The organism is Peribacillus sp. NPDC096540, assembly GCF_050278525.1.
Taxonomy (GTDB): Bacteria; Bacillota; Bacilli; order Bacillales; family DSM-1321; genus Peribacillus.
Map to the genome: position 1 here is coordinate 62,612 of NZ_JBNNTG010000005.1, position 11,573 is coordinate 74,184.

Below are 11,573 nucleotides of genomic sequence, written 5' to 3' on the forward strand. Positions count from 1 at the left end.
TTCGGAGATTGATAATTTGAGGAGGAACGGATTATGCAAGGTTTGAAAATATATTCGGAAGTAGAGAGTGTAAAACAAGAAGTGATTGATTGGAGACGTTATCTTCACAAGCATCCAGAATTGTCTTATCACGAAGAGAAAACCTCGCAATTCGTTTACGAAACCCTTCTATCTTTTGGGAATCTTGAAGTAACACGTCCTACAAAATATAGTGTAATGGCCAGTTTGATTGGCTCCCACCCGGGAAAAACATTGGGCATCCGTGCAGACATGGATGCGCTGCCGATTGAGGAAGAGAATTCGTTTGATTTTGTATCGCAAACTCCGGGGGTCATGCATGCTTGTGGCCATGATGGTCATACGGCTATGCTGCTTGGCACGGCGAAGATTCTTGCTGGGATGAAGGATCAAATTAAAGGCGAAGTACGTTTCTTTTTTCAGCACGCAGAAGAGTATTTCCCAGGCGGAGCGCAGGAAATGGTTGATGCGGGCGTGATGGATGGTGTGGATTATGTTATTGCTGCCCACCTCATGTCAACCTTTGAAGTCGGGAAAGTTGGCATCGTATATGGTCCAATGATGGCGGCGCCAGATGGTTTCTTTCTTACAATTAAAGGAAAGGGAGGCCGCGGATCTGCGCCCCATGAAACGATTGACAGTATCGCAATCGGTGCACAAGTAGTCACGAATCTTCAATATATCGTTTCGCGTAACACAGATCCTTTAGATAATTTGGTACTATCTATCGGGAAATTTTCTGGAGGAGAAGCGGCAAATGTCATTGCGAACTCTGTAGAAATAAGCGGGACTGTTCGCAGTTTTGACTTGAAATTCCGTGAATCCACGCCACTCCTTATGGAAAGGGTCATCAAAGGAATTAAAGAAGCGCATGGCGCCTCGTATGAGTTTAAATATCTTACTGGATATCGACCAGTCATAAACGACGATGAAGTAACCAAGGTTATAGAGGAAACAGTTCGTGAGGTCTATGGCGAAGAGACTGTCGATCTTCAAGGGCCGAAGATGGGTGCTGAGGATTTTTCGGCTTTCCAACAGAAAGCACCGAGCAATTACTTCTTAATTGGAGCTGGGAATAAGGAAAAGGGGATTATTTATCCTCACCATCATCCTCGTTTTACTTTTGATGAAGACGCTATGGAATATGGTGTAAACATTTTTATAAATGCTGTATGTAAGATTTTAGTATAGAATACCTTGAATTGTATGCAAAATTAGCTACTTGTAACGTTCAAATGAGTGTATATCAATGAAATAAAAACTAGAACGGGGAAAAGGGGCAAGAGATGGGGATACGCAACGAAGATGTCACAGTAAATGAAATCAACAAAGGGGACAAACCTAAAGCAGGTAAGAAGTGGCTGAAGCTCCCGCATGTATATGTTATTTTAGTTACCATGCTTTTGATTTGTTATGTTGCAACATTGTTGGTGCCAAAAGGTCAATTTGAAAGAGTGGAAGGACCGACAGGAGCGCCAATTTTGGTGCCGGGGACGTTTAAGTTTGTGGATGCTCCAAATTTGACTCCTTTCGATTTAATGTTTTCGATACCTACTGGGATGGTTCAGGCAGGTGAAATCATCTTTGGTGGATTAATGATTGGGGCACTGTTCAGTGTTATTGAACGCACAGGACTTCTAACCTTAGGGATTCAAAGAATTAATCATGCATTTCAAACAAGAAGTATATGGGTCATTCCCGTATTGATGGTTCCTATGGCTACATTTACGGCATTTACAGGGGCCATGGAGATGGGGCTTATGTATGCACCAATCATGATCCCGTTAATGTTGAATTTAGGTTATGATCGTTTCACTGCCACTGCGATGGTGCTTGTTAGTACAGCTGCTGGGTTTAGTGTTGCACTTACTTCCCCTGCCACAGTTGGGCTTTCCCAGACATTAATGGAGTTGCCATTATACTCTGGAATTGGCTTTCGGGCGATTTTTATGGTGATTACCGTATTGATTGGGATTTGGTATGTGTGGCGTTATGCGCGTAAGATTGAGAGAAATGCCTCGCTCGGATACTTATATGGAGATGGTTTGGATGCTCAATATCTTAATAGTAATGAGCAAACAGAAGAAAAAGCTTCAAAAAGGCAAATCTTTGCCATTCTCTTTTTGCTCGCTGGCATAGGTGTTATGATTTATGGCTTGCTGAACTGGGGATGGTATTTCACTCAAATTGGTGGTTGGTATGCATTTATGGGGATTGTTCTCGGCTTAATTTGTGGTCTCAATCCAAGTACAATTGCTGAAGTATTTAATGAAGGATTTAAAAAAGTGCTCCTAGGTGTTTTGATTATTGGTCTATCAAGGGCTATTTCAGTCATTCTTGAGAACGGGAATATTTTGGATACGATTGTTAATGGTATTAGTGTAGTGGTGAGTTCCATGCCAAGTCAGATAGCTGCTCTGGTGATGATGGTCTTTCAATCTTTATTTAACTTTTTTGTTGGATCTGGAAGTGGACAAGCCATGATTACCATGCCTATTATGAGCGGATTATCCGATTTACTCGGAGTCACAAGGCAAACAGCGATTTTGGCATTTCAGTATGGTGACGGCTTTACAAACATTCTTTACCCTAGCGGTTTGTTTATGGCAATATTAGCTATTGCTCAAGTACCTTATACAAAATGGGTTCGCTTTATTGCTCCACTACTTCTAATTTGGTATGGAGTAGCAGCTGCTTCCCTAATCATTGCCCAATCTATAGGGTGGGGAGCTAACTTATAATTGAAGGTTTTAGATGAATGAAATATGGACATGTTTGATATAAAGGGAATAGTAATTTTTATTAAATTCTTAAAATTAAAACATTTTTATTACTGAAGGTCAAAAGGGGGAATTCCCCCTTTTGCTTTTTGATATGTCTAACGGTTATTAGATAGGATGTGTAATACATAGAAGGATTTGTATGACATATAAGGGCGGTATCTTAGCATATTAGAAAAGTTGCGATGGACAAGTAAACAATGGAGGTCTTCTATGACACAAGCCATTTATACGAATGGAATGATTTATACACTAGATGTAAACCACCCTAAGGTTGAAACAGTAGTAGTTGAGAACGGAAGGATTGTAGGGGCATTGTGACTTAAGTGATAGATGGAATATTGTTAAATTTCCTTTCATAAACTGTATAAAATATTATGATTAAAACAATGCAGGAAATTTCAAAAAGAATTGTATTATACTTTTTGATTACCATTTGGGAGGTGATAAAGGATTGTTTTGATTGAAACCGATTCTATCTCTCATTTTTCTTGAAAAGTCGGGTTATAATCATGGAATATTTTTTAAAAGAGAAGTTTATAGGAATTTAAGCCCATAGGTAGAAATATTATGTTAGAATACAACAGGAGATTTAAACATCAAATAAATAGTAGTTTTTCTGAATTTACCCATACTGCTAAGTGAGTGTATTTTCAGATTTCTGCCATTTAAAAAAGGAGAGGTTAATTAAAGTATGAGAATCTCAGAATTAAAAAGAGAAGCCCTACTTTCTTTGAAAGGTAAATGGGGAGTAGCCATTTCACTTATGTTGCTCGTGTTCTTGATTAATTTCGTATTACCTGCCATTGTTGAAATTATCGGAAGCGGTGGGTTTACACAGTGGTTCGCGCAAGATGAAACACCGATATGGTCGGATATCTTTGGAACGGTATTGTCTATCGCCTTAATCCCGCTAACTATTTCGACCACTTGGTTCTATCTGAATTTGGTTAGAGAAGGAAACCCTGATATTCCAGAGGTATTCGCTATCTATAAAGATGGAAAAACTTCTTTTAAGATTATCGGTGCATCAATTTTACAAGGTATTTTCATATTTTTATGGTCATTATTATTTATTATTCCAGGAATCATCAAGGGTCTGTCATATTCCCAACTATTTTTCTTATTGAAGGATCATCCAGAATACACTGTGCTTGAAGCCATTACAGAAAGCAGAAAAAGAATGAAGGGTTTGAAATGGAAGTATTTCCTTATGAATCTAAGCTTTATAGGATGGGGAATACTATGTATATTCACCCTGGGGATTGGGCTTTTATGGTTGATTCCTTATGCTGGAACAACCATGGCTGCATTCTATAATGAATTAATTGTACCTCAAGATGATTCTGACAACGATCAAATAGAAGCATAAACGCTTGGCCGATAGCAAAGTTGCTATCGGTTTTTTCGTTAGTATCTTGTATTAAGCCATATAAAAGTACGAAAGTATTGTAGACTATTGCTTTGTTTTGATAAAGTATGAAATGATGATTGAATTTCTATTATTTTCCTCAAGAGAGCGGGAGTATAATGAAGATTGAATCGAAAAATAATGGCTTTATGCGTTCAGGAGAGAAACGGAAAAATGAGAAAAACTATATGAATCAAAGACATTAAACATAGATCAGTATCATTTAGGTAATCGGCATTCCTTTCATAGCGGCCAATCTTCGTGCATCGATTACGTCGATAGCTCCATTAATTAACCTGATTCGTGATGATACAGGAATCAATAATGCAGTCAGGGATGGAGATCATTGAGCCTTACTGCTCCAGAACAGTTGGTTTGGTATAAAAACGTCCATGCAATGATATTGTAAAGAGCTTCATTCAATATACGATGGTATTTTTAGAACATAAAAAAAATCAGGAAAGAAAAAGTGGCTTTTAATTCGTAATGCCCCTTAAAAGGTTAAATTATTAATATTAATGTGTATAATAGAACACTTAGAATACTATTTAGGGGGATTACATAGTGAGTAGTTTTAATATTGCGGATATGATATTCCAATTGTTTTGCCTTATATTTCTAATCCTGATCATAGTAGGTATCGTATCGCTTTTCCGTTCCGTCAAGCAACGCAAAACTAGACTGGATATCATGGAAAAGAAAATGGATGATTTATATGAACAAATTAAAAAGGGCAACGATTGACGGCTACATTCTGTGGCCGTTTTTTCTATGCATTAGAGTCAATGGGAATTGTTCAATTACCTCTTAGACTGTTGTAAAGGTTAGTCAGGAAATAATCTATACCAAAATTGCTTAAAAGATAGGGTTTTTTCATCTTTTGAAAGACATAACGAATCATAAAAAGAAATAGAATTTGTTAAAAATAAGCAGTTTTACATGGCAATATTATGGAATACATGACATTTGTTGGGCGAACTGCATGTTAAGGAGTTGGTATAGATGATGCATGGTTTGTGATGGCTTCTTATCTTATAATGGAGTGGGTTAGATATTTAAGGGAAATAAAGAAAATACAAACAAACCTTCAAAAATTTATGTACATGAATGATGACCCTATAACTAAGTGTCGGAGATGAAGAATGCTAAACATTCAATCCTTTTGTTAGGTATCTTTGAGAAGTAGGAGGAGTCGGTATCATGAAAGAAATTATTGCAATTAAAGAATTCACTCAGTTTAAGTCCCGTGCAGAGGAATTTAGTCCATACGCCTGGTGTAAACAGATGTTAGAAAATGACCCTGTGAGCTATCACGAAGGAACAGATACGTGGAATGTCTTTAAATATGAAGATGTTAAGCGTGTTCTTAGTGATTATAAATATTTTACGAGTGAACGCCAACGAACCACTATATCTGTTGGAACGGATAGTAAGGAAGGTTCAGCACCTGAGAAAATCAAGATCACTGAAGCGGATCCACCTGTGCATAGAAAACGTCGTTCACTGTTGGCCGCAGCATTCACACCTAGAAGTCTCCAAAACTGGGAACCTCGTATTCAGGAAATTGCAAATGAATTAGTCGAACAGATGAGGGCAGACAAGGAAATTGATATTGTGCAATCATTGGCAAGTCCGCTTCCGATTATAGTCATGTCAGACTTAATGGGCGTTCCCTCAAAAGATCGTTTACTGTTTAAAAAATGGGTAGATATCTTATTTCTTCCCTTCGACAAAGAAAAACAAGAAAAAGTAAATGAAATGAAGCAAGTGGCAGCAAGAGAATATTATGAGTATTTATATCCAATTGTTGTACAAAAACGGTTACATCCAGCAGATGATATCATATCCGATTTATTGCAGGCCGAAGTAGATGGTGAAACCTTTACAGATGATGAAGTTGTGCGTACAACCATGTTGATTTTAGGAGCGGGAGTCGAGACAACCAGTCATTTACTTGCAAATACCTTTTATTCATTATTATATGATGACAATAAAGTCTATGAAGAGTTACGTAATAACCTGGATTTAGTTCCACAAGCCGTTGAGGAAATGCTGCGTTACCGATTCAATTTAACCAAATTAGATCGTACGGTAAAGGAAGATAACGATTTATTGGGAGTGGATTTGAAGAAAGGGGATGTCGTGGTTGCCTGGATGAGTGCAGCAAACATGGATGAGGAGATGTTTGAAGACGCATTCACTCTTAATATTCACCGTCCTAATAATAAGAAACATCTAGCCTTTGGAAATGGGCCGCATTTCTGCTTAGGTGCTCCGCTAGCACGACTGGAAGCAAAAATTGCCCTTACTACATTTTTAGAGAAATACTCACATATTGAATCAGTAGATTCGTTTCAGTTAGAAGAGCATCTGACCGATTCAGCGACTGGTCAAGCTCTAACAAGCTTACCACTTAAGGCATTCAAGTAAACATTAAAAAAGAAAAACCTTATGCCATTAACCTGCATAAGGTTTTTTTCGTTTTAAAATTACTACATTGCATACATGTTGAATGGTATGCTGAATGTTACCAAACTCTTTTACCAAATGTGAGTGGATTTCATCGAGGATTTGTACCCGCTTATCTTCGGAAAAACTTGAAAGCCAGGATAATGACCCCACTCTTCCACACCATTCTTCGTTTTTAAATGTCACATCGTAATAGAATTTATATGTATCTGTTAAATCAAATTGATGCTCCTGCCATTCTTTATACCATTCTACCGGAAAGCCGTTAATAAATTGTTGGGCATTCGCTTTAGATCCTGCCAACGTTAGTTTGCCATCCGGCATATGATGTTTAATGATTTGAAGCGTTTCTTTTATTACTTTATTTTTAGAAATGAATCCAGAATTCATCACTATTAACGTGCCATTTTCTTTAATTATCCGTTTTATTTCATTCAAGGCTGCTTCTCGATCAAACCAGTGCCATGCCCTTAAAACGGTCACAAAGTCAAAAGTACCACTTTCTAAAGTTGTATCCTCTGAAGATCGATTAACGTATTTTATTTTACTATTTTCTTGTTTATCAATATCGTACGCTTCTTCTATCAATTCCTTTGATGGTTCAACGCCAACTACCTTAGCTCCCTCCTTATATAGAGCTCTACTCAAAACGCCAGTCCCAGAACCTAAGTCTGCAACCGGAACATTTGCAAAGTTTATTCCTCTGATTTTTAAGCTCTTTATCAATTCACTAGGTAAATCATTTCTCCACTTGGCATAATCTTTAGCTACTTTTCCGAAATTCACTTTCATTTCATTTTCCACCTTCTATTTTTTTTTTTTGCTCTGACTCGGTGATCTAAAGTAATAGGATAGGCATGAAAGAAACAAGCAATAAGCTTTTTTGAACCATACAAAAAGTTAGATTAACAAATATCTGCTAACTAGTAATTGGTAGAAATCTAGAAAGGAATCCCCCATAATAATTACCTTACAAATACAGATGACAGAATATGTATATCTTTGATTGTATCATAATGGGTAAATATGTAAAAATTTATTAGGGTATTTTAGATAGCACTAAAGTTATAGAGGATGTTAAGTTGAAAAAAATACCTGCGGTTTTATTTATAATAATGATTGTTATTGCTTGTTCATATAGAGAAGGCAGTAATAGATTAGCAAATTTGATGTTATCGATATAGAAGTAAAGTAGAATGGAAAGGTAGATGATTTCCAAATGAATAATAACTTTTAGGAAAAGGATTTTTATAATTTAAGTGTCTTTTGTTTTAACAAGACAAAAGGAGTGTGCTGCCGCATCCTACAGGAAATTTAGGAACCTTTTTAATTTAAAATACCTATATATGGAAATTCTTTGGCGGAATATATCCTTATCACAGAAGGTTAATTGATATAGTTATTACTTTTATCATTAAGGTTAAGACCATATTGGTGTAGAATCCTGCAAGTTGAAGATGGATAAGGAGATATATTTACCGTAACCTTAAGTTGAGTTATTTAAGCTGTATAGAGTAGTATTAAAAAATAGAATGATTTTGTATTATTTACGGGATCAGGGATTTTCATTTCACGAGTGGTTCTTTACCTATTATTTGAATAGATTGTGGAGCTAATGAAGGAACATAACCGACCTTGTTTATTGTTTTTTTAATCAAAATCTAATTCCTTCTTCATGCAGTATTTATACTCTAAAAATGGATACGCTGAAGATGCCTCATATGTCCTTCCGATTCCACTGCTTACATGGAAATCTTTCTTTCTCTATTAAAAAAGATGGGGGATAAAAAGACGTTTTATAAAGCTTTTTACATTCATTCATAAAGGAAACAGGCAGAATTAATGAGTTGACTAATAAATTATTATTATTCACACTGGATAATTGGGAATAAATGAAAGTTCCTTTCATTCCTTGCCATGGGTTTAGATCATATAGAATGAAGTTAAAACTCTATATTAAGAGATCTTACTTCAATCAAGCACGGTTTTAAAAAGTGAAAGGATGTTATTATGAAGTTAAAGTTTCAGTTGTCTATTGCCTTTGTATTAAGTGTAATTTTTTTAATTGGGTTCAGTGTAATGGCCTTGACAATAAGTACACATGAATTCTTGAATTTTGATGGAGCGGTGATTACCTTTGTTCAGGGCTTCGAGTCTCCGATTTTAACAAGCATCATGAAGTTCTTTACGTTTATAGGTTCATCTCGTTCCATAATTATACTTTCCTTACTTGTTTTATTTTACTTGTATAAGGTATTGAAACATCGTTTGGAGCTAGTCTTATTCATTGCTGTCATGGTTGGCTCACCTCTCCTCAATTTGATATTGAAACTTTTCTTTCAACGAGCCCGTCCTGAATTACATCGGCTCATTGAGATAGGAGGATACAGTTTTCCAAGTGGACATGCGATGAATGCATTTACTTTATATGGTATTCTCACATTTCTACTATGGAGACATATTTCGACTAAGTGGGGGAGAACTCTGTTGATTTTGTTCAGTGTGGTAATGATCCTTACAATAGGGATAAGTAGAATATACTTGGGAGTCCATTATCCTAGTGATATTATTGGGGGATATTTAGCGAGTGGCTGTTGGCTTGCCATTTCCATTTGGGTTTTCCAAAAGTATAAAGAAAGCAAGAAACAAAGAGGTTAACTAAAGCTAGGACAGACTATTTAGTAAGAAAGCAGCTAGGGACTAAACAAGTTAGCTGATGATTATATAAAATGATTGAAATAGTTAGGAGCTTTTAAGTGGAAAACTGGATTACGGAATTTATGGATAATTTTGGGTATGTCGGAATCTTTCTATTAATAGCATTGGAAAATATTTTTCCACCGATTCCGTCAGAGGTCATTCTAACCTTTGGAGGTTTTATGACCACGACAACAAATATGACTATAGTCGGAGTCGTGATTGCATCAACTCTTGGATCAGTGGCAGGGGCTGTTGTGCTTTACGGGATTGGTTTACTGATTGATGTGAAAAGAATAGAGAAGTTTGTGGGTAGATGGGGGCATATCTTTCGGCTAACAGTAACGGATGTCCATAAGGCGAATTCATGGTTTGACAAATACGGGGCGTGGACTGTTTTTTTCTGTAGACTCGTTCCGTTGATTAGAAGCTTAATCTCCATTCCCGCAGGTATGTCTCATATGAGCTTTTGGCTTTTTTTACTATACACAGCATCCGGAACATTGATATGGAACGTTATCCTGGTGAATGTCGGAGCCGCTGTAGGATCTTCATGGGAAAACATCGTAGGGTATATGGACATTTATTCAAACATCGTTTATGCAATATTTGTATTATTGTTTATTCTTTTCGTTGGTTTAATTTTGAGAAGAAATAGGGGAAAAGGAAAGTGATTATAGTAGATTTTAAAAATGATAAAGGGCCGGCCGTTCAAGTCCGAACTTTCATTACATAATCTTATATAAACTACCAGAGGCTGTCATTACGACAGTCTTTTGAAATTTCCTTTGAATTTTGCTCAATATTAAGGAATTGGGTCTCTACGAGTCCACTATGTTAGGCCATTTTTGGACCTTGCCATGTCCAATTAGCCATCTTCTTTACATTCATGGCAGCGAAAGTGAGCATCGCCTGCATCGACAATTTTTTAAGTCCCCTTAAAGTAGTCCAACGCATGCCATGCTTTTCTTTTGCATCTGCGAAAACACGCTCAATCGTTTTTCGCATAGATAGGTTTTACATCTTGATGATGACGCAGATGATCTGCTTCTTCCATATAATCTTGCCAAATATGACGTGTCACTACTTTACTTGGGCGTCCTACCTCTGAATACATATCTTCCACCAAGTCATATATGAATGAGAAGTCAATGGCGGCCTCAATTTTTCGAACCAAATGGTTCGCTGGCACCAGTTGATCTAAAGTAATCATTTCAAGTTGATCTCGCTGAATAGAATCATGTTTAGAAAGCATCCTCATCACCTCAAGTTTTAATACTTCCATTTTAAAACAAAAAAGACTGTAGGCAAAAGAGGTTCTATCTAAATTTTATAACAAAGCTGATTGGAGCGGAAGGTGCGAGACTCCTGCGGGAAAAGCGCGTCTAGGGGAGACCCCGCAGGCGCAAGCCGAGGAGGCTCCCGGACCGCCCGCGGAAAGCGAGTGCCCTACGTTCCAATCAACGTTCAAATTGTACAAGCCATAAAAAAACTGTATACAAACTCAATTTTCATCGAGTTTGTATACAGTCTGAGAGGCTGTCATTACGACAGCCTTTTTCATATGTCATCTCAAACGGGAAAGCGGAGTGGATGAGACTTGAACGTAGAATAAAGGGAATGTGCTTTGGACAAAATGAGTGAAACGAAAAAGGAATGAGGTCCGGTACTATGGTTTCTTTTTTCAAAAAAAGTACAAATGAAGAAACGTGAGAAGCGAAAGATAGATAATAAAGACCAATCTAAGAGTAAAACACTTGAATATATTGATAGCTCTATTTCAGCCAATCTAAACAATATGAAAAAGAAAACGGGTAACAGCCCAGACATTATTATCCGAACGTTGAAAATCAGTCAAAATCCTGAAATAAAAACGTCTATTTTGTATGTACAGGGTTTGATTGATAATCCAAGCGTTACGGACTTTTTAATTGAGTCAATCATGAAAAATCCTCATCTAAAAGAAAAACTACTTCCACAAGAAGCGCTGGACGTGATCTCTGAAGACGTGGTTTCTCTCGGACGGGGGTGAACTTGTCCTCTTTCTTTTTCTTCTTGTTATCCTATTGTTTAGTGTCATTTATCGAAAAAAAAAGAAAGGCAACAAAGCCAAAGGACAACAATAAAAATTTACATATCCCCGTTTGCTCACGAGGATGAACTCCATTTCAAATCTTGGATTTGGATAAGGGGGTTTG

9 protein-coding genes and 2 pseudogenes are annotated in these 11,573 nt (G+C 36.9%); 8 read left to right on the forward strand and 3 right to left on the reverse strand.

The genetic code is table 11. The features are described 5' to 3' along the window. Positions 1-33 precede the first annotated feature (33 nt). The 5 genes from ACQKMR_RS07030 (at position 34) to ACQKMR_RS07050 (ending at position 6,639) form a co-directional block, all read left to right on the forward strand. A complete protein-coding gene (locus tag ACQKMR_RS07030; RefSeq protein WP_427696647.1) occupies positions 34-1,209 on the forward strand; it encodes a M20 family metallopeptidase in 1,176 nt (391 codons plus the stop codon). A gap of 95 nt (positions 1,210-1,304) precedes the next feature. Continuing rightward, positions 1,305-2,759 carry a YfcC family protein gene (locus ACQKMR_RS07035; protein WP_427696648.1) on the forward strand — a complete coding sequence of 485 codons (1,455 nt, stop codon included), beginning with the start codon at positions 1,305-1,307 and terminating at the stop codon, positions 2,757-2,759. A gap of 733 nt (positions 2,760-3,492) precedes the next feature. Continuing rightward, the gene (locus tag ACQKMR_RS07040; RefSeq protein ID WP_427696649.1) at positions 3,493-4,170 is read left to right on the forward strand and encodes a DUF975 family protein; all 678 of its coding nucleotides are present in this window, start codon (positions 3,493-3,495) and stop codon (positions 4,168-4,170) included. 603 nt (positions 4,171-4,773) lie between these two features. Further along, positions 4,774-4,953 (forward strand): DUF4083 domain-containing protein, encoded by a 180-nt coding sequence (locus ACQKMR_RS07045; RefSeq protein ID WP_427696650.1) that lies wholly within the window; start codon positions 4,774-4,776, stop codon positions 4,951-4,953. A gap of 453 nt (positions 4,954-5,406) precedes the next feature. After that, the gene (locus ACQKMR_RS07050; protein ID WP_427696808.1) at positions 5,407-6,639 is read left to right on the forward strand and encodes a cytochrome P450; all 1,233 of its coding nucleotides are present in this window, start codon (positions 5,407-5,409) and stop codon (positions 6,637-6,639) included. Between the two features lie 27 nt (positions 6,640-6,666). On the opposite strand, the gene ACQKMR_RS07055 is transcribed toward ACQKMR_RS07050, so the two are convergent. After that, entirely contained in the window at positions 6,667-7,470 is an 804-nt protein-coding gene (locus ACQKMR_RS07055) for a class I SAM-dependent methyltransferase (RefSeq protein ID WP_427696651.1), read from the reverse strand. 1,218 nt (positions 7,471-8,688) lie between these two features. Between ACQKMR_RS07055 and ACQKMR_RS07060 the strand changes: the two genes are divergently transcribed. Both ACQKMR_RS07060 and ACQKMR_RS07065 read left to right on the forward strand, forming a co-directional pair. Next, positions 8,689-9,336: a phosphatase PAP2 family protein gene (locus tag ACQKMR_RS07060; RefSeq protein WP_427696652.1), complete on the forward strand. Its 648-nt coding sequence runs from the start codon at positions 8,689-8,691 to the stop codon at positions 9,334-9,336. Between the two features lie 98 nt (positions 9,337-9,434). After that, on the forward strand, positions 9,435-10,049 hold the full coding sequence (locus tag ACQKMR_RS07065; RefSeq protein WP_427696653.1) for a DedA family protein: 615 nt from the start codon (positions 9,435-9,437) through the stop codon (positions 10,047-10,049). 163 nt (positions 10,050-10,212) lie between these two features. Here ACQKMR_RS07065 and ACQKMR_RS07070 read toward each other — a convergent pair. Both ACQKMR_RS07070 and ACQKMR_RS07075 read right to left on the reverse strand, forming a co-directional pair. Beyond that, positions 10,213-10,465, reverse strand: a pseudogene (locus ACQKMR_RS07070) (transposase); the annotation flags it as partial. Continuing rightward, positions 10,466-10,630, reverse strand: a pseudogene (locus ACQKMR_RS07075) (IS5/IS1182 family transposase); the annotation flags it as partial. It abuts the pseudogene before it with no gap. A gap of 444 nt (positions 10,631-11,074) precedes the next feature. Between ACQKMR_RS07075 and ACQKMR_RS07080 the strand changes: the two are divergent. Continuing rightward, entirely contained in the window at positions 11,075-11,407 is a 333-nt protein-coding gene (locus tag ACQKMR_RS07080) for a hypothetical protein (RefSeq protein ID WP_427696654.1), read from the forward strand. Positions 11,408-11,573 lie beyond the last annotated feature (166 nt).

Excerpts from the sequence above, each read along its gene's own strand:
- ACQKMR_RS07055 (WP_427696651.1), bottom strand. The coding sequence starts at position 7,470 with ATGAAAGTGAATTTCGGAAAAGTAGCTAAAGATTATGCCAAGTGGAGA.
- ACQKMR_RS07040 (WP_427696649.1), top strand. The coding sequence starts at position 3,493 with ATGAGAATCTCAGAATTAAAAAGAGAAGCCCTACTTTCTTTGAAAGGT.
- ACQKMR_RS07060 (WP_427696652.1), top strand. The coding sequence starts at position 8,689 with ATGAAGTTAAAGTTTCAGTTGTCTATTGCCTTTGTATTAAGTGTAATT.
- ACQKMR_RS07080 (WP_427696654.1), top strand. The coding sequence starts at position 11,075 with ATGAAGAAACGTGAGAAGCGAAAGATAGATAATAAAGACCAATCTAAG.
- ACQKMR_RS07035 (WP_427696648.1), top strand. The coding sequence starts at position 1,305 with ATGGGGATACGCAACGAAGATGTCACAGTAAATGAAATCAACAAAGGG.
- ACQKMR_RS07030 (WP_427696647.1), top strand. The coding sequence starts at position 34 with ATGCAAGGTTTGAAAATATATTCGGAAGTAGAGAGTGTAAAACAAGAA.